Here is a 19,329-nt window from a genome sequence, read left to right as displayed (position 1 = left end):
TTCTCTTTTATTTGATGGCCTTAAGCTTTAGCTGACCAGTATTCACGAGTTTTTGATTTTGAATATCAATTGATTCGACTAAAGGGGTGAGTAATAAATATCGTGTTTGAGGTGGTTTTTTTAATATACCTTCGAGTGCAGAGTATGTCGTGACGTTGGCTTGAGTATCTGTACTTTTAAAACCAGTCGCTCCCTCTAAAATGCAACCTTGCTGATCCAAAAATACTGCAATCGGCCAATAAAAAGTTGGGTTATTTTGAGATGAAGCAAATGATTGAATTTGAATCTGATCAATTGATTCATCTAACTCCACCACCTCGTAAGCAAAACGTTCTTTCAATGGCGCAACTGGCCATAAACCAATTTCACCTTGAGCACCCTTCAAACGCTTAGCTTTCTGAATTTTTTTATCTTGAAAACATGTATGTTCCAAAGATTCTGCAAGATCTTTTGCTTCAATACGCATGTACGTACTCGATAAAGCCATTGCTTCTTTCGCTGTAGGCTCTGTCGGCTGTAGGAACTGAGATAAAACGGCTTTGGTAATCCCTTTTTGTCGCTCAATTGTTTCAAAACGAGCTGCACCTACACCCTGCGTATCAGGAACTACATAAAACCGTTTTCTTCCTTCCAGATTAAACTCACGATCTTCAAGATATTCATGATCAATGTATTCAACACCATCAATTACAGTTACAGGACTTCCTGTTTCAGCTTTCAGTGAACCACCTGCGTTTTTGCTATCTGAAATCTGCTCAACACGTTGAACGCTTTCTTTAGAATTTTGATCGTGTGTAGATTTATTTTTTGTTAATGACTGCTCATGTTTTGTATTGACTTTAGTCTGTGCAAGATCAATTTTCGTCATTTGATCTTGAGTCTTTTTTTCAACATTCACTGTTGATTGTTCAACATTGTCATTTTGACTGCGCCCAACTGATTTGCTCGCTGTAGGAGCTTTAATACTCGGCTGAGCGATTTCAACATGTATTTTTTTAGGCTCATCTGCTGGTTTTTTTTGAATGATTTTTGGCTGAATATTTTCTCTTTGAACTGATTTTTGATTTTTAATAGATTCGTTTTTTTGAGCACTAGATGCAGCTCTTTCGATGACAATCGGTCTGCCATCTGGACCTATAATTGTGTAAAAGTCTTGGGCATACAATGTAGGACTTACTAAAAAAGAACCTGTACACATAACACAACCGAGAGACTGGCTCACTCTTGTTTTTATTTGTTTAAATTGCTCAAGATTTAAGTCCATTACCATCTCGTTCTATAATTAATACCTAAAATCGTAACTTTGGTATTTGTCGATACATTTAAGCCTGCATATGGATTAAGTAATAAATTATCCACGGCGTCTAGATTGGCTAGGCTACTTGATCCCGCTGGAATTCTATCGCGGCTACGCAGGAACCCGACTGATAAATCAATATCTGTATCTTCATCAAAACGGTAACCAATACCCAATCCAAACAATTGTGCATTATTGATCGGTACCATTGTATTCCGCTTTCCATCTGGAATCGCACTTGTTCTAGGTTCATAACCAGCACGGAATTTCAAACGGTCATTGGCAGAATATTCAATGCCAACGCCCCAACTCCATGGAGATTGAAAACCTAGAGGCAGAGATAAAGAAGAGTCTGTTACATCATTAGATAACAGTTTTGCAATCTTCAGAGCAGAAATTTGACGATCGAACTCAAATTTAAACTTATCCCAAGCCGCATAGTCAGTCCATCCCACATCGAAATTTACCTGTAAGTCCGGGAATACTTTGTACTTAATCCCCGCTTGGAAATGTGCTGGATATTCTAAATCCATAGACATTAGACCAGTTTCAATCGCAGGTACATAGTTTGGAAAACCAAGTATGGTTGCCAAAACTTGCCCCGTAGGTGAGGAATTTAGTCCTTTGATTAATTCTCGGGATGCGTTTCCATTTTCTACAATATATTTACCCTTCAAGCGCATTTTAGCACCGCTTTGGTAAACCAGCCCCAAACCAAACTCTTCAGTGGGTTCCCACAAGACACCTAAGTTGTAGCTTGGTGATAAACTCTGCTCCATTTCAACATTGATTTTCCCGAAAGTTGAAAATGGATTCATGCCCTCATTGGTATTACATAAGCCGAATAACAAAATATTCGTGACAATATTGTCATTCCCTCCACGGAAAGGGGCACAGACAGACTCATCCACCATCCGAAGAAGACCAATCATTTCATTTGGAAAACGTAAATCTGTTTTCATGGCAATGGCTTGATAAGACATGCCCACTGAAGCACCAATTGAAAGTTCATCATTTACTTGATATGCAATCGATGGTGATAAATATGTAATACGCTCCATGGCAACTTGCTGCCCCATGAAGTTACCCGGATTACCATCTTCTGCACCGAAACCTGCAACCATTGGTGCATAAACTGCTGTAGCGAAAGTAAACTTAGATCCTGGTGGGTTGTAGGAGATTCCTCCAGTTGGAGCTACTACTGGCCATCCCTCTCCTAAATCCACCATTTTTTTCAATATAGGAATATATAAGGATGCGTACTCGACATCACCTCTCACAGAATCCTTAAAATCAGTACAGAGGTTTGATGGATTATCAAGCGCATCATTACAGATTAATGGATCATCAGAATATCCAAAGACGTCATAACCAGATGGCGCGGAAAATTCACGCTGAATATCAAAATTAGCAACTAAGCCTTGAACGTCGGTTTGTAACCCTTTGAGTTTGGTTAAACCCGCAGGGTTAAAGTGAATTGCACTAATCCCGGGTGGATCTGCAGTGACAGCATTACCCATTGATAATGAGCGTACATCTACAGATAAATTCTGCCCAAGGTGTGCAAAGACTTGCGTACTACATCCACTCAGAACAATTGCTGTAACTAAAGGATGCAAACGGAATTGACTCATTTCCGAACTCCTTTAGCTTGCTTTTTTCTTACCGAAGCCAAGTATATCTAATGGGAACGATAGGCCGAGAGAAACATCTGGAGAGTCTTCAGTTAAACCGATACCTATCGTTCCATTGACAATCGTCTTCGGACTAACACGTACACCGAGTGCCACCGCAAACATAGAGCTGGTCTGAGTCGCAGGCTCGTAATATTCACCTGTATCATATGTAAATTTGGTACCCATGTTCATCGATTGCTGATAAGACATGGTCAAGGAGACATCATAGTTAAATGAATATGCAAACCCGAACGAGAATCCAGCCGTAACACCGGGTTCAAAAGTATCTAAAACACGGTTACGCCCAGTTAAACCTTCACCTTGAGTATTTCCTCCCCCTCGGATTTGATTTAAGCCAGATTCTTTAAAACCATAATTTGTTGATACTGACGCAAACAATACAACTGGATCAATATATTTTCTTGTACTTGCACCAACACCAACTGAATAATACCCCTTACCTGTTGAGAGATCCGTCAAAGGATTAATTTCATAGGGGCTATCACCTGTTTTTGTCGATAGATTACCAAACAAAATAAGTGGCAAACGACCTTCTTTCAGTGGAAATGGCTCCCAACGCGCCCCTAAACTAATATCACCCAAACCAGCAGTGGTCGTATCTTTGACACTATCAGACTTTGCAACCAATGGAATTGAAGCGTTTAGCGTGATGTTATCTCTTAAACCATATTGCGCTGTGATGGTATTGGTAATCGTATGATTTGCATCTTCATCAATACGAAGTTGATACAACTGTCCTTCATCGATCGAAGCATTTATTTGTGAATCCCGATAGTACGAATAATCAAGATCATAGAACGTTGAAAACTCACCACGCTTAATCAGTGAATATTGTCGCTCATTAGAGGAAAAAACTTCCTGCAAGTTAGTCTCTTGCGTCGCATCACCTTCTTTTTGTTGGAGCGCATTTGCAGCCTGCCCTTCAACACCTGGCTTAAGAGAAGGTGTTGCATCAACATTTTCAGTAGATTCTGCCGTATAACTTGATTGTGCTTGTTCAAGCTCGGTCGCCGAACTATTTTCAGTATTATTTTGAGTATCTTGAGAAATATTCTCTTCTGATGGAGCTTCAACTGTTTCGGGTGCTGCATAGACGCCTGTGACAATCATTTGAATACTGATTGCGAGTAGCGTTCTTTTCGTCCATTGATTATTCATTTTACTTCCTACCACAATTCTTCATTATTTGGATTTTGTTTCAATTCAATTTAATTGCATTTAAATTACTTACGTTTATAGTAAAGCCGCATATATGTTGTAATGGGTTGATTATACGTTGGAGATTTGGGATCAAGATCTAATACTTTCCGCATAGTTGAGGCTTTATCTGCGATTTTATTCATATAATCTGACGAAAATTGTGCATCAACTAAGGCGTAACGGTTAATTGTTGCATCATCGACATGTCTTAAATCTGTTTCTTGTAATGCCAATAGATCTGTCTGTTGAGATTCAGGAACGTTCACTAAAAATAAGGTATTGTTTTCCCAAATTTCTTTAAATCGTGCTTCATCAAAACTGATATTTCCTAATGCAGGGTCAGCAACATAAACCCTTCCATCTTTATATGCTTTGTATACAACAAAGTGCTTAAAACCCGCATAGTGAATTGGAACAATAGCTGGTTGTGTCTGTTTAATCAGGTCTTTGAATTCACCACGGTAACCCCCACTTTCATAACCTAACGCAGTGACGAAGCGCTTCATATCCAATAATGAAAAGCTTCTACGCTCAATGATTCGATCATACTCGCCAAATCGCAACAATCCCTCCATGGTTTGTTGTTCTGTCAAATTTAGACCAGCGTGACCATTAAGAACTGTCGTCAACGCCGCAGAACCACAACTATAGTCATACGCTTGACGGACTATTCCTCTAAACTGATTTTCGATAGCCGGCTTGATAGCTACAGGTTCACGGTGATTTTTTGTATAAGATAGATGTCGTGAGTCTGCAATCTCACTGTAATAAACTGCTTCGCGTGGTTTTTCTTTAATTTCGAGAGCATGACTCGCAAAAAAATACATAATTGCAGAGCCTAAAGTAATTTCTATCATAATGTTAACTGTTCTAGTTCGGCGTACTTGCCTTTATGATTCTGTAGTTGGAGTTTGCACTCACATTTATTCTTATATTCAGAATACCTTTTTCATCCTAAAAATACAGTACTTTTACTTTTTAATTTCAAATTCGCAAAATTTAAAAAACGCGTGATCAACACGCGTTTTTTGTATAAAAACTTAGTGACCAGAAATTTTGATTGAAGTGCTACCCAAATTCAAACCTTGAACTTCGATTGAACCGATACTCTTACTAGCTTCACCTAAAGAAACTTTTTGGATGTAAGCATTCAATGGTGATTGAGCTGGGCTGATATATAATCCATCTTTTGTTACACCAATTTTGGCGTCAGCATTCAGGTTTTTACTGCCTGAACTTGTAACTTTCAAGCCCTCGATTCCAATGCTACCACCACCCGATGTAGATGTATCATTAATAGTTAAGCTTGTAGATAAACCACCAGTGATTTCAGAATCAACGACAATCATAGCGCCTTGAGGTGCATTACCTAATTGAACGTTTGCTTTGGTTGCACCTAATGATAATGTTAAACCTGTAATAATTTGTTTTTCAGAACCTTCAACAACACCACGAACATTGTCATCAGAACTGTAAGTGCCAGAGCTTGCAACCCCAATAGAACCAACATTGATGTCTAAAGCACCAGTTTCAGCAAGAACATTAAGCACCGCTTGACCACCAACATCTGCGGCATCAACTTTCAACGTTGCTAAGTTTTGAGTATTTCCAGTACCCTTTGAAATCGTTAAACCGTTAACCGTGATTGCACCAGCACCAATTGTTGGATCAGCAGTGCCAGCTGTATTAATGGTCGTATCACCGAATGTCAAAGCGCTATTTGTAAAACCATCATTATCATGAATATATAACTTATCGATTTCGATACCAGCAGTTGTATCAATGGCAATAGTAATACCATCTTGACCAGTCGTTGCGCTGAGTGATGCATCATCCATTGCCTGCATCGCCATAGCATTCACGCTCACCGCCATTGAAGAAACTAAAGCCAATTTTGTGAATAATTTCATTATGTACTCTCCCAAGAGCATTTTTTTCATTTTTTTGACTGCTCTCCGTGTTTCTGAAGTTTTTATAATTTAACTACTGAAACTTCATCCTTGAGCAGTTCGCTTTGCAGTATTAAGTTAACCTTATGTTATCTTATGATCAATATCTGTTAAGAAAATTCGACCTATTCCCGATAAATGGCATAAGTGTGAACTAGTATTAAATGGGTGATGCAAATTTTCTGAAAAGAGTGTAACAAGTCACAAATGGTAAGTGCTTCATTTTTTAAACAAAACTTAAAAATTTCAGGACTAAGTAAAGCTGATTTTTTGCAAAAAATTGGTTCATTGACAGGATTGGTATATCTTGAAAATCAGGATTTACCGATTATCGGATTTTTGCCAAAAAAATATTGCGTTTATATAAACCGCGGATTCAGTCAATTTGTGCGTTGCTCTGATTTTAATTATCAGTATGAAAGCCAATTTTCTTCACTCAAAGATTTTGTTCAATGTAGCGAAAATTCACTTCCAGATTCTGCAAGCCATTATTTCAGAGGCGGTTACATTGGTTACTATGATTATAATTTTGCAGCAAATTTTCAAATTAACACCAAGGTAAAAAAACAACCACAATTGTTTTTTGGCTTGTATGAAAGCTATTTGATTTATGAAAATAATGATTGGGTTTTCTATAGCACTGAACATAATGCCGAGTGCCTTTATACACGATTATTAGACTGTTTTCAGCAATCTAGTCCATCATCATTTCAACTCAGTTCACCCATGCAAGCACGTTGGACTAAACAACAATATCGAACTGCATTTCAACGAGTACAAGATTACATTGTTGCTGGGGATTGTTACCAAATTAACCTAACTCAAGAATTTGTAGCACAAGCTGAAGGTGAGCTACTGAGTATAGCTAAACCTTTTTGGGCACTCACAAATGCTCCTTATGCTGCTTATCTTAAAATTGATAACCTTGAACTTTTGAGCTGTTCACCTGAGTTATTTATCGAGTTTAGACCCAATAAAAAAATGATCACTAAACCGATCAAAGGCACCATGCCACGCTTTAAAGATCCTCAAAAAGACCAAGAATCAAAACAAACACTCATCAACTCTGAGAAAGATAAAGCCGAAAATCTAATGATTGTTGACCTTCTCAGAAATGATTTAAGCATTTATGCAGAAACTGGCACTGTCAAGACACCAAAATTATTTAACATTGAAAGCTTTAATCAAGTCCACCACATGGTCAGTGAAATTGAAGCGACGTTAAAATCCGATGTTCATCAATTAGATGTTTTACACGCAGCGCTCCCCGGCGGTTCAATAACGGGGGCACCCAAAATTCGAGCGATGGAAATTATTGAAGAACTTGAAGAGTCCCCACGCGGTGCATACTGTGGCTCTATTGGTTATTTCAATTTTGATGGTACTGGTTCTTGGAATATTTTGATCCGAACAATTCAAAAATATCAGCAAGATGTGTCTATTTGGGCTGGTGGTGGTGTCACAATCAGTTCAGATTGCGATGCAGAATATCAAGAATGTTTTGATAAGGTTGAAGCCATGCTAAAACTGATGAATCAATGGTACGAATCATAAAAAAGCGACCTATCTGGTCGCTTTTTCAACAACAAAAATTTGCAGCACTCACACTTTTAAAATGTCATTCTTCAAGGTGTCTACTAAACGTTGATTTTGCTCATCTGTACCAATGGTGATACGCAAATACTGATTAATACGTGGTTTATTAAAATATCTTACGATAATGCCACGCTCTCGCAATTCATTTGCAAGCTGACCTGCATCTTTGCTAGGCAGTGTTGCAAATATAAAATTTGCGGCAGAAGGCAACACATCAAACCCTAAGGATTTCAGTTGCTCAACTAACTTTATACGACTAGCAATCACTTTGGCATTTTGCGCTTCGAAATAGGCTTGATCCTCGAAAGACGCCACTGCAGCGGCAATCGCAAAACGGTCCATTGGATATGAATTGAAGCTATTTTTTACCGCTTCTAACGCTGCAATTAAATGCGGCTGTGCAATCGCAAACCCGACCCGTAATCCCGCAAGCGAACGTGATTTCGAAGTTGTTTGACAGACCACCAAGTTGTCATATTTTTCTACGAGAGCCACTGCAGATTCAGCACCAAAGTCTACATATGCTTCATCAATCACAACCACTGAATTTGGGTTCGATTGAAGTACTTCCTCAATTGCAGACAAACCAAGTGCAATACTGGTAGGGGCATTTGGATTGGTGATAATGATGCCGCCATTTGGTTGCTTATAGTCATCCACAACAATTTCAAATTTTTCGTTTAAAGGCAAAATTTGAGTTTTCACACCAAAAAATTGGCTATAAACAGGATAGAAACTGTAGGTAATATCTGGATAAAGAATTGGCAAATCTTGAACAAAAAATGCCTTAAAAATATGAGCTAAAACCTCATCAGAACCATTACCAACAAACACGTGTCCCACTGGAACATGTTGCTGTTTCGCAATTGCTTGCTTTAATTCCGATGCGTCAGGGTCAGGATACAAACGTAAAACATCCGCGCCATTTGCTAAAACTTGTTGTACCGCTTCTACAACTTTTGGAGATGGTGGATACGGGTTCTCGTTGGTATTCAATTTTAAAAGATTTTGGATCTTGGGTTGTTCACCAGGCACATAAGGCTCTAGTTCACGTACTTCGGGACTCCAAAAACGCATTTGCTCTACTGTAATATTCATTTTTAAATTCTCTAAATTCCCCTCACTGACTAAGGAGGTTAGGGAGAGATTTTTTAATTACCTTCACCTAACCTCACTTGCATTTCGATTTCAAGCAATGCTTAAAAACAGATTTAGAGAGGAATATTCATTCTAAATTTATCGCTTAAATTACTGATAACGATATCGTGCTGAACGAGCGTGAGCATCTAAGTTTTCTTGCTGTGCAAGAATATCTGCTGTTTTCGCTAAGGTTTTCACGCCATCCTCTGAACACATGATTAAGCTTGAACGCTTTTGGAAATCATACACTCCGAGTGGTGATGAAAAACGTGCCGTACCCGAGGTTGGCAATACATGGTTCGGACCTGCACAGTAATCACCAATTGCTTCAGGCGTATAACGCCCCATGAAGATAGCACCTGCATGGCGAATACCTTCAGCCATTTCTTGTGCTTCATCTAAACATAACATCAAGTGTTCAGGGGCAACTTGGTTGATCAATTCTGCACCTTCGGCACGGTCTTTAACTAAAACAAGCGCACCACGATTAGCAATAGAAGTTCGTGCGATTTCTGCTTTAGGAAGTGCTTTTAAGTGCTCTTCAATTGCAATCGCGACATCATGAAGCAGTTGCTCGTCTGGCGTAATAAATACAGCTTGAGCAACAGTATCATGCTCTGCTTGAGACAGAAGATCCATTGCAAGCCATTCTGCATTATTGTCCCCTTCAGCATACACTAAAATTTCTGAAGGACCTGCAATCATATCAATACCTACCTGACCAAATACGGCGCGTTTTGCTGCTGCAACAAAACGATTGCCCGGTCCAGTAATTTTATCTACTGCTGGAATAGTTTCAGTACCATAGGCCAATGCTGCAACCGCTTGTGCACCACCAATCGTAAAAACTCGAGTGACACCTGCCAAATACGCAGCTGCCAACACCAATGGATTTAAATCACCATTTGGTGCAGGCACAACCATAATAATTTCAGGTACTCCTGCGACGTGAGCAGGAACCGCATTCATGAGTACTGATGATGGGTATGAAGCCAAACCACCTGGCACATAAATTCCAACACGGTCAAGCGGCGTCACTTTTTGACCTAAGGTGTTACCCAAAGCATCAACATAGGTCCAACCATCTTGTTTTTGTGCCTGATGGAATTCACGGACACGATTTGCAGCCAACTCTAAAGCTTCTCGAACTTCAGTCGTTAAATGATCAAATGCAGCTTTAAGTTGCTCTTGTGTCAGTTCTAAATCTGAAAATTGATGCGCTGGATGTCGATCGAACTGTTGTGTGAGTTTGAGAACATGAGCATCACCATGTTGACGAACATCGGCAATGATTTGGTCTACTGTTTTTAAAAGTTCTGGGTCACTCACGGTTTCAAAAGCGAGCAAGTCAGCAAAGTCTTGCTTGAAGTTTTGATCTTGAGTCGATAAACGTCGCATCAATTTATCCACAATGAAATTAAAGGGAAGCTTTAGTTTACCTGTTTTCTGTTGATTTGTGGGCATCTTCATTCAAGCAACCCAGATAGAAATGATTGAAAATAACTTTTGATTAAATTGAATTTTCTATTGAGCTCTGTTCTTATCATGATTTGATTTTATTCGGGGGAGTTTTAGATGAAAGAAATAGAAAAATATGTCGGTTACTATTTAGGTGTTTATGTCGTTGTTTTAGCTATTTGTGGATTCTTTCAATACTTTTATTACTGTCAAGGTCAATCATTGATTTGTGCTGTAAGTATGCATCGAATAAATACCATAATTACCACAACAGCTTATGTACTGACGCCAATAGTTGCTATTGTTGGTTTTCTTTCATGGAAAAAACAATTTAACTCCCAACAAATTTCAAAACTTTCTTTTCAAATTATCAGCTTACTAAACACCAACTATAGGGAACAGCTTAATTTATTATATTGGATTTCTGAAAGAAAAAACTCTTATGATGAGTTAAAATCTTCAGAAGACTTTAATCATAAAGTACAAGAAATTAAAGACAATACTGCCTATATTTACTCGTTAATATCAGATTTATCACGGTTTACTTTAGATAATCAATTAAATAGATTTCTTAATGATTGGAATCAAGGATGCAATATTTTCATATCAGATTTGAAAGTGCTAAATACAAAGCTAACGATAAATCAAATAAATTTAAAACTTAGAAAACATCCAGAATATGAAATTGATTTTATCCCAGTATATGTAAATCTAGATAAATTACAATTTCAATTAATAGAACAAATCAGAAAAATACAGTCTTGTATAATAAAGAACCGCCCTTTCGGGCGGTTCTTAAAATCAACAAACTCAAGCAGTTTTCACTTGCTTTGCATTTTCTCGTTCATCCACCGCTTTTTCAAGCTGTGCAAGAATCGGATTAAGTAAGGCTTGCTTACGCTTAAAGCTCGCTTTGTTCACAATCAATCGAGAAGACACTTTACAGATTTCTTCAAGAGGCTCTAAGCCATTCGCGCGAAGTGTATTACCTGTGTCCACGACGTCGACGATGTAATCACCCAAACCAACCAATGGTGCAAGCTCCATCGAACCGTAAAGTTTAATCACATCAACTTGCTCACCTAAGCTCGCATAGTATTGACGCGTCAAATTCACGTACTTGGTCGCGATCTTTAAACGACCTTTCGGACGCTCCATACCCACTTTGCCCGCTGTCATTAACTTACAGTTTGCAATTTTAAGATCTAATGGTTCATAGACATTTTGTGCACCATGTTCCATCAGTACATCTTTACCTGCAACACCAATATCAGCCGCACCATTTTCTACATAAGTTGGTACATCAGATGCACGTAAAATTAAAATTCGAACATGTTTATGCGTCGTAGGAAAAATTAATTTACGCGATTTATCTGGGTCTTCTAAAAGATTAATCCCTGCTGTTTCTAGCAATGGCAATGTCTCTTTTAAAATACGACCTTTACTCAATGCTAAGGTTAAACCATGATCAAAATTGCCCATTACGTCAAAATTAGGATCATCGTTTCTCATATCGCTCATTAACTTACTCGCTCACTCGCTTAATTTGGGCACCTAAACCTTGTAATTTTGCTTCAACATCTTCATAACCGCGATCAATGTGATAAATACGGTCAATTAAAGTCTCTCCTTCAGCAGCTAAAGCAGCCAAAACTAAAGAAAATGAAGCACGCAAATCTGTTGCCATAACAGGTGCAGCTGAAAGTTTTTCAACTCCTGTTACAACTGCATCATTACCTTCAACCTGAATATTAGCGCCCATACGTGACAATTCAGGTACATGCATAAAACGGTTTTCAAAAATCGTTTCTGAAATTGTTGCAAACCCACGACCGATTGCATTGACCGCCATCAATTGTGCTTGCATATCTGTTGGAAAATCTGGATGAGGCAATGTACGGAAACTAACAGCCTTAGGACGCTTACCCATCATATCGAGTTCGATCCAATCATCACCGCGCGTAACTTCTGCACCCATTTCTTCAAATTTATCCAACACTGATTCCATCAGCAATGGATCTGTATGTGTCGTTTTAACTCGTCCACCCGTAATAGCAGCAGCCGCTAAATAAGATCCTGTTTCAATACGGTCAGCAACAACTGAATACTCACAACCATGCAAACTTTCTACACCAGTGACGATTAATGTATCCGTATCTAAACCTTCAATCTTCGCACCCATCTTAATGAGCATTTGTGCAAGATCAGTGATTTCAGGTTCACGAGCCGCATTACGGATGGTAGTAACACCTTCTGCTAAAACAGCAGCCATGAGGATGTTTTCTGTCCCACCTACAGTGACCATATCGAAAACAACTTCACCGCCTTTTAAGCGACCATCAACTTTTGCATTGACATAGCCTGCTTCCACTTCAATTTCCGCACCTAAAGCTTCTAATGCTTTTAAATGCTGGTCAACAGGACGTGAGCCAATAGCACAACCACCAGGTAAAGATACTTTTGCACTACCGTAGCGCGCCAGCAATGGGCCAAGCACCAAAATAGACGCTCGCATAGTCTTTACGAGTTCATATGGTGCAAATTGATTATCAAGGGTTGAAGTATCAGCGACAACAGTGTCACCTTCATACTTCATGGTAATCCCAAGACCTGCAATTAATTTTACAAGCGTATGAACATCTTTAAGCTTGGGTACATTTCTGAGCGTAATTGGTGTTTCAGCAAGAATCATTGCTGCTAAAAGTGGCAATGCAGCATTTTTTGCACCAGAGATGCGAACTTCGCCTTCTAGTCTTTTACCACCAGTGATTAGAAATTTATCCATTTATTCCTTAAGCTCCGAAAAGACTAGCTTTGCGCCATTCTTCTTTTGTCATTGCGCGTATGGTTACAGCGTGAACTGCACCACTTTTAATATATTCGTTAAGAGGAGCATAAACTGCTTGTTGACGAGCAACTGTTCTTTTACCTTCAAACAGATCATCTACAATACGGAGGTCAAATTTCCCACCTTGTCCACTTACAGCAACATCAGCAGAAGGGAAAGCAGCTTTTAAGATTTCAGTGAGCTGTTCACTATTCATTGCAAAGACCTCTCATGGGACGATCGATTGTGTAAAAACGGATTATTTTACTATAACTCATTCAATGAATTCATCTGCTATACAATTTATCTATAAAAAAAAGAGGCAATATACCTCTTTTTTTATTTTCAGCTACAGACCGTCATATAGGCAGCGGCTGAAAAGCCATTTGCATTTTACGATATCGCATTAACTGTCTTTTTATTTTCTCAGTTAATTTTTTAATTGATGCATACATATCATCGCCAGATGCTTGAGCAAAAAGTTCGACGCCGGGTAAACGCACGATTGCTTCAGCGATATGATTCGAGCTTCCTTTTTTCGAACGCTTATCGACTTGGTGATCCTTTGTGAGTTTCACCTGCATACTATTGACCTGATCAAGGTGCTTGGTCATTTCGGCGAATTTACAACGAATATTCTCTTCTATTGCAGGAGTAATACTTAAATGATGTCCACGAATTGTTATTTGCATAATCCTATCCCTCTCCTTCTAAAGGATTTGATTGAGTTAAGCCATGTGATTGCATGACAGAACATTCAACATAGAATTATTCTGCAAATTTAAGTCATGAAATCATGCTGGCTAAACCTCGTGTAACTAAAAAAAAGAGATTCATTATTTCGTCATAATGAACCTCTAGAATAATCACACTTCAAATTTCAGATCAAGACTTTTCGATCGGATGATGCAGGAATATGTAACGATTCACGATATTTTGCGACTGTACGACGTGCAACATCGATACCATCCTCATTTAACAACTTAGCTAAACTATTATCAGATAATGGTTTTCTTGGGTTCTCTTCAGCAATCAACTTTTTAATTTTTGCTCGGATCGCAGTTGAAGACGCTTCACCACCTGACGTTGTTCCAACATGGCTTGAGAAAAAATATTTAAGTTCAAACAACCCTCTCGGAGTAAGCAAATATTTATTGGTCGTTACACGAGATACTGTTGATTCATGTAACTCAACCTCCTCCGCCACATCTCTCAACACCAAAGGTTTCATTCCTTCAGCACCCAACTCTAAAAAATCTCGTTGATGCTGAACAATACATGTCGCTACTTTTAAAAGCGTTTTATGGCGCTCATCTACACTTTTAATAAAATTTTTAGCATCAAGCATTTGATTGCGTAAGTATTGATTATCTGCACTTTGATCAGCTCGACGAATCATATTTGCGTAATAAGGGTTGATACGTAATTTTGGCAAAATATCCGGATTTAAGTGCACATGCCAACTGTCATTTTTCTTTGCCACCACCACATCAGGTACCTGGTAATCAGATTCTTTATTCTCAAAAATTAGACCTGGATAGGGTTGTAATGATTTTAAAAGTTGTATTGCTGCTTTTAACTGTTCAAGTTTAAAACCTGTTTGCTTCAGTAATTTATTTAGGTCATTGGCAATCAATAATTCATAATGCTGCAATAACAATAACGCGTCATTACGGCAAGGTAAGGTATTAGGCAATACTTGAAGCTGAACATATAAGCATTCCACAAGATTGCGTGAACCAACGCCAATCGGCTCTAGTCTTTGTATATGTTTCAACACCACTAAAATTTCATCAATCTCAACATCTTCTTCAATATCCATCTGTGCGAGTAAAGTCAGCACTGCGTGGTGAATTTCTTCAACGCTCTCATCTAAAAAGCCTTTTTCATCCAAACCATCTACGATGCAATAGGCAATCAAAAGATCAGTTTGGGAGAAATTTAGGAGATTAACTTGCTCTAAAATATGATCTTTCAGTGTATTTTGAATTGAACGATTATCCTCACGTTCTTCATATTCTGGTAATTCCATTGATGATGATTGATGGGTATAGACATCATCCCATTCCGTATCTACAGGTAAATCATTTGGTAAATGATCTGCATTTAATTCTCGAGTAAGATCACTAGCAGACTGCTCCTGATTCAACTCCTCCAAACTTTGCATTGGGGAATCGTCTTCCACCTTCTCAAGTAAGGGATTACTATCCAACTGCAATTGAACTTCTTGCTCCAACTCTAAGCTGGATAATTGTAAAAGTCGGATCGCTTGTTGGAGTTGGGGTGTCAAAGACAAAGAATTGGATACTTTTAGTCCTAACGCTAATTTCATTAATCATTACCCCCTAACATCGTTATTATTTAAGCAATAATCATGCCTACAATTCTTATAACATAAGTTTCAAGTGTTAGGTTAATCAATTAGTCTTAATTTTTAATAACAAATAAGGGTAAAATACATTATAATTCAATGACTTTTTTTTAATTAATATTCAAAAAAATATGAGCACTCAAGTTTAAATTAAAAAAATAATTTTTTAGCGTTATCTGCAGTTATGATTGATTAAAAATAAACCACTTACTCATGATCAAGGTTTTATAAGCTCATGATTTGTTTCGCGTTAATCAAAAAATCTAAATTCATTTGAATTTCGAGTATTTTTTATTCTTTACTTATTCTCATAGAAAGTATAAAAATAATTAATAGCTTATTTTGAATAGATTTCAACCAAATTTGAGAACTGTCAAAATTATAAGAACGATATATTAAAAGACATGGAGATCTCTTGATGAAAAGTCTATCTGGTAAAGTCCTTCTCAGCGCATTAGGCTTCATCATCGCTGGTGGAACAATGAGTCAAGCCAATGCTACTGACACCATTGCGAAAATCAAAAAAAATGGAAAAGTGATCATCGGGTATCGTGAATCTTCTGATCCAATCTCATATATTGTTGGTGGTAAACCTATGGGGTATGCCATCGATATCTGTAATAACGTAGCCCACGAATTAAAAAAAGAGTTAAAACTCCCCAACTTAAAAGTTGAATATAAAGCGGTTACTTCTTCCACGCGAATTCCTGAAATGCTCGCTGGAAACATTGATATGGAATGCGGCACAACAACTAATTCTGTTCAGCGACAACAGCAAGTCAACTTCTCTACAAATTACTTTGCCACTGAAGTACGTATGGCAGTCAAAGCTTCAGCGCCTTTCAAAGATTTAGGAGATTTAAATGGTAAAGCCGTTGCCACAACGCAAGGAACAACCTCGGATAAATACATCAAAATGGGTGCACGAGGAGAAAAAATAAAAGTTACCAATGTCTATGGTAAAGATCATGCTGATTCTTTTGCAATGGTCGCTTCGGGTCGTGCAGCTGCATTTGTTATGGATGACAATATTCTTGCAGGGCTCATTGCCAAATCATCAAAACCTCAAGATTTTAAAATTGTAGGTCCAGTCCTTTCGTCAGAACCTTACGGAATTATGCTGCCTAAAGGCGATGCCAAGTTTAAAGCGATTGCAGATCGTGTGGTAACTGGAATGTGGAAAAATGGTCAAATGGATACCCTTTATAAAAAATGGTTCTTATCACCTATTCCACCACGCAATATCAATCTAAACATGCCTATGAGTAGCTCATTTAAAAAATTAAAAGCATCTCCGAATGATGCAGGGATTAAATAACAAAAATTATGAGGGCTTAAATAGAAACACTTAAGCCCTTTTTTCTCATAACCATTGCAGGGAATTTCAATGGCTGTTGGTTCTTTAAATTGGACGTCATTTTGCTTGGCATCCAACGAATATGGCGTTGATAAAAAAGATTGGGCTGAATCTATCTGTAGTGCGATTGGAGGTTCAAGTTATTCAGCTGTTGCTGATGCACCGACTTGGTTACAGATACTTGGATCAGGTATTTGGACCATGATCTGGACTGCTGTCATTGCCTTTTTCATCGCATTTATACTTGGTTCACTTATTGGCATTATGCGTACATTACCCAATAAGTTACTTTCATTCATTGGGACTTGTTATGTAGAGTTGTTCAGAAATATACCCTTAATTGTTCAATTATTTTTCTGGGCATTCGTTTTCCCTCAACTTCTACCATTGAGTATGAGTACTGGAAGTGGTGAAATGGTTTCTGGCGGATGGTGGCAAAATATTTTAAATAATAATCCAGCAATTATTGGTGTATTTGCGCTGGGTCTATATACCGCTGCAAGGATTGCTGAGCAGGTTCGAGCAGGTATTAATACCGTTTCACAAGGTCAAAAAAATGCAGCTTATGCGATCGGTTTAAATTTAAACCAAAGTTATCGTTATGTCATTCTGCCAGTGGCTTATCGAATCGTTTGGCCAACACTAACATCAGAAGCAATGAATGTATTTAAAAATTCAGCCGTGCTTTTTGCCTTAAGTGTTTTGAATTTTTTTGCCTATACCAAAACAATGCGAGAAGAAACCTCTCAAGACGTGGTCATTTTAATTCTTTCAACACCTGTTTACCTCATCATCACTTATTCAATTAAATACCTGATGGCATGGATTGAGAAACGAATGGCTGTACCAGGTCTAGGTTCGGGAGGTAAATAAAATGGACTTTAGTGTTCTAACTCATCCCGATGTCGTTGCAAGTTTGATCGCTGGTTTTAAATTTACAGTTACAGTAACCATTCTTTCGATTATTGGTGGGATTCTTCTTGGTACACCAATCGCGATGATGCGTCTATCGAATAATAAAATTGCCAGTGGATTTGCAAAATTTTATGTCGACTTTTTTCGAGGTGTTCCCCTCATTCAAGTTATTTTTATCTTTTACTTTTTACTTCCTAAGTTTTTCGATTTCCAATATCACACCTATTGGGGACCTTTATTTTCAAGTGTAGTAACCTTCGCCATTTTTGAGGCTGCTTTTTTTTCAGAAATTGTCCGTTCTGGCATTCAATCAGTTTCTAAAGGACAAGTGAATGCAGGTTACGCCTTGGGTTTTAATTATCGCCAGACAATGTCATACGTAGTTTTACCCCAAGCTTTTAGAAATATGTTACCCGTGATATTGACGCAATCCATTGTTCTTTTTCAAGATGTTTCTTTGGTTTATGTCATCAGTGCACCAGATTTCTTAGGCAATGCAAATACTTTAGCTAATACCTATGGTTCGGAAACCAAAGCCGTTTTCTATCTAGTTGTTGCTGTCGTGTATTTTGTCATTTCATTTGCACTTTCACGACTAGTTAAACGCTTACATCAAAAAATAGCCATTATTCGATAAGGAGAATCAAAATGCCAATGATTAAAATTCAAGATGTATCCAAATGGTATGGAGATTTTCAGGTACTTAGCGAATGCTCAACCACTATCAACAAAGGTGAAGTTGTCGTTGTATGCGGTCCATCTGGCTCAGGTAAATCTACACTTATTAAGACAGTGAATGCTTTAGAACCTTTTCAACAAGGAAATATTATCGTTGATGGTACCGCTTTAAAAGACTCTAAAACGAATCTAGCAAAATTCAGATCTAGAGTAGGTATGGTATTTCAACATTTTGAACTATTTCCTCATATGACTGTGTTAGATAACCTAACAATAGGACAAATCAAAGTACTTAATCGCTCAACTGAAGAAGCTAAAATAAAGGCCTTACAATATTTGGATCGAGTGGGTTTGACAGCACACAAAGATAAATTTCCAGGACAATTATCAGGTGGTCAACAACAACGTGTCGCGATTGCACGTGGTCTTTGTATGGACCCAGTCTGTATGCTTTTTGATGAACCCACTTCCGCATTAGATCCTGAAATGGTCGGTGAAGTGCTTGAAGTCATGAGCCAACTTGCAAAAGAAGGCATGACGATGATGTGTGTTACGCATGAAATGGGATTTGCAAAAAAAGTTTCAGATCGAGTGATATTTATGGATCGAGGCAAAATTCTAGAAGATTGCCCGACTGATGACTTCTTTAATAAGCCACAAGAGCGACATGAAAGAACAAAGTATTTTTTAGAGAAAATTTCAGCAGTACATTAAATATTAGATTAAATCCGAAAATTTCGCGATATCTACTTAAATTATTTTCAAATTCAATTTTTATATATATAAAAAAACACCCCCTTCGAATGAAGGGGGTGTTTAGAATAATGAGCTGGCGATGACTTAC

The 19,329-nt window shown here is 38.0% G+C and carries 18 protein-coding genes; 6 read left to right on the top strand and 12 right to left on the bottom strand.

Going from position 1 to position 19,329, the window contains the following annotated elements; genetic code table 11:
- Nucleotides 1–7: 7 nt before the first annotated feature.
- From filE to filA, 5 genes are all read right to left on the bottom strand, one after another.
- A complete protein-coding gene (filE, locus tag AC1M9F_RS13715; RefSeq protein WP_481598044.1) occupies nt 8–1,264 on the bottom strand; it encodes a putative pilus assembly protein FilE in 1,257 nt (418 codons plus the stop codon).
- Nucleotides 1,264–2,931, bottom strand: a complete 1,668-nt coding sequence (gene filD, locus AC1M9F_RS13710) for a putative pilus system OmpP1/FadL family transporter FilD (RefSeq protein WP_481598043.1) — start codon at nt 2,929–2,931, stop codon at nt 1,264–1,266. The genes filE and filD overlap by 1 nt, the downstream gene beginning before the upstream one ends.
- Nucleotides 2,932–2,943: 12 nt before the next feature.
- Nucleotides 2,944–4,152: a putative pilus system protein FilC gene (filC, locus tag AC1M9F_RS13705; protein ID WP_092768595.1), complete on the bottom strand. Its 1,209-nt coding sequence runs from the start codon at nt 4,150–4,152 to the stop codon at nt 2,944–2,946.
- Nucleotides 4,153–4,217: 65 nt separating this feature from the next.
- Complete coding sequence (gene filB, locus AC1M9F_RS13700; RefSeq protein ID WP_035268934.1) at nt 4,218–5,051, bottom strand: putative pilus system C39 family peptidase FilB; 834 nt, start codon at nt 5,049–5,051, stop codon at nt 4,218–4,220.
- A gap of 183 nt (nt 5,052–5,234) precedes the next feature.
- Nucleotides 5,235–6,104, bottom strand: coding sequence for a putative pilus system protein FilA (gene filA / locus AC1M9F_RS13695; protein ID WP_481598042.1), 870 nt, complete (start codon nt 6,102–6,104; stop codon nt 5,235–5,237).
- A gap of 246 nt (nt 6,105–6,350) precedes the next feature.
- On the opposite strand from filA, the gene pabB reads away from it, so the two are divergent.
- The gene (pabB, locus tag AC1M9F_RS13690) at nt 6,351–7,697 is read left to right on the top strand and encodes an aminodeoxychorismate synthase component I (RefSeq protein ID WP_481598041.1); all 1,347 of its coding nucleotides are present in this window, start codon (nt 6,351–6,353) and stop codon (nt 7,695–7,697) included.
- 48 nt (nt 7,698–7,745) lie between these two features.
- Here the strand turns inward: pabB and hisC are convergent, their stop codons facing one another.
- Together hisC and hisD are read right to left on the bottom strand one after the other, a co-directional pair.
- The gene (gene hisC / locus AC1M9F_RS13685; protein WP_035268929.1) at nt 7,746–8,837 is read right to left on the bottom strand and encodes a histidinol-phosphate transaminase; all 1,092 of its coding nucleotides are present in this window, start codon (nt 8,835–8,837) and stop codon (nt 7,746–7,748) included.
- A 150-nt stretch (nt 8,838–8,987) separates the two neighbouring features.
- On the bottom strand, nt 8,988–10,289 hold the full coding sequence (gene hisD, locus AC1M9F_RS13680) for a histidinol dehydrogenase (RefSeq protein ID WP_171076792.1): 1,302 nt from the start codon (nt 10,287–10,289) through the stop codon (nt 8,988–8,990).
- Between the two features lie 165 nt (nt 10,290–10,454).
- On the opposite strand from hisD, the gene AC1M9F_RS13675 reads away from it, so the two are divergent.
- Nucleotides 10,455–11,225, top strand: coding sequence for a hypothetical protein (locus AC1M9F_RS13675; protein WP_481598040.1), 771 nt, complete (start codon nt 10,455–10,457; stop codon nt 11,223–11,225).
- On the opposite strand, the gene hisG is transcribed toward AC1M9F_RS13675, so the two are convergent.
- The 5 genes from hisG to AC1M9F_RS13650 form a co-directional block, all read right to left on the bottom strand.
- Nucleotides 11,148–11,858: an ATP phosphoribosyltransferase gene (gene hisG, locus AC1M9F_RS13670; protein ID WP_481590807.1), complete on the bottom strand. Its 711-nt coding sequence runs from the start codon at nt 11,856–11,858 to the stop codon at nt 11,148–11,150. The two genes, AC1M9F_RS13675 and hisG, sit on opposite strands and share 78 nt — an antisense overlap.
- Nucleotides 11,859–11,862: 4 nt before the next feature.
- Complete coding sequence (gene murA, locus AC1M9F_RS13665; RefSeq protein ID WP_180000148.1) at nt 11,863–13,122, bottom strand: UDP-N-acetylglucosamine 1-carboxyvinyltransferase; 1,260 nt, start codon at nt 13,120–13,122, stop codon at nt 11,863–11,865.
- A gap of 7 nt (nt 13,123–13,129) precedes the next feature.
- Complete coding sequence (gene ibaG / locus AC1M9F_RS13660) at nt 13,130–13,381, bottom strand: BolA family iron metabolism protein IbaG (RefSeq protein WP_180000146.1); 252 nt, start codon at nt 13,379–13,381, stop codon at nt 13,130–13,132.
- A gap of 142 nt (nt 13,382–13,523) precedes the next feature.
- Nucleotides 13,524–13,856: a ribosome hibernation-promoting factor, HPF/YfiA family gene (gene hpf / locus AC1M9F_RS13655; RefSeq protein WP_035268921.1), complete on the bottom strand. Its 333-nt coding sequence runs from the start codon at nt 13,854–13,856 to the stop codon at nt 13,524–13,526.
- A 188-nt stretch (nt 13,857–14,044) separates the two neighbouring features.
- Nucleotides 14,045–15,496 carry an RNA polymerase factor sigma-54 gene (locus tag AC1M9F_RS13650; protein WP_481598039.1) on the bottom strand — a complete coding sequence of 484 codons (1,452 nt, stop codon included), beginning with the start codon at nt 15,494–15,496 and terminating at the stop codon, nt 14,045–14,047.
- A gap of 457 nt (nt 15,497–15,953) precedes the next feature.
- On the opposite strand from AC1M9F_RS13650, the gene AC1M9F_RS13645 reads away from it, so the two are divergent.
- The 4 genes from AC1M9F_RS13645 to AC1M9F_RS13630 all read left to right on the top strand — a co-directional run bounded on the left by AC1M9F_RS13645 (nt 15,954) and on the right by AC1M9F_RS13630 (nt 19,199).
- A complete protein-coding gene (locus tag AC1M9F_RS13645) occupies nt 15,954–16,853 on the top strand; it encodes an amino acid ABC transporter substrate-binding protein (protein ID WP_481598038.1) in 900 nt (299 codons plus the stop codon).
- A 69-nt stretch (nt 16,854–16,922) separates the two neighbouring features.
- Nucleotides 16,923–17,765 (top strand): amino acid ABC transporter permease, encoded by an 843-nt coding sequence (locus AC1M9F_RS13640; protein WP_481592365.1) that lies wholly within the window; start codon nt 16,923–16,925, stop codon nt 17,763–17,765.
- A gap of 1 nt (nt 17,766) precedes the next feature.
- Entirely contained in the window at nt 17,767–18,444 is a 678-nt protein-coding gene (locus AC1M9F_RS13635) for an amino acid ABC transporter permease (RefSeq protein WP_180028741.1), read from the top strand.
- An 11-nt stretch (nt 18,445–18,455) separates the two neighbouring features.
- Nucleotides 18,456–19,199 carry an amino acid ABC transporter ATP-binding protein gene (locus tag AC1M9F_RS13630; protein WP_481598037.1) on the top strand — a complete coding sequence of 248 codons (744 nt, stop codon included), beginning with the start codon at nt 18,456–18,458 and terminating at the stop codon, nt 19,197–19,199.
- The last annotated feature ends 130 nt before the right edge of the window (nt 19,200–19,329 follow it).

It is taken from the genome of Acinetobacter sp. ANC_7504, from assembly GCF_056779995.1.
The sequence above is the reverse complement of the archived record's forward strand: the minus strand, read 5'-3'. Positions and strand labels throughout refer to the sequence as shown.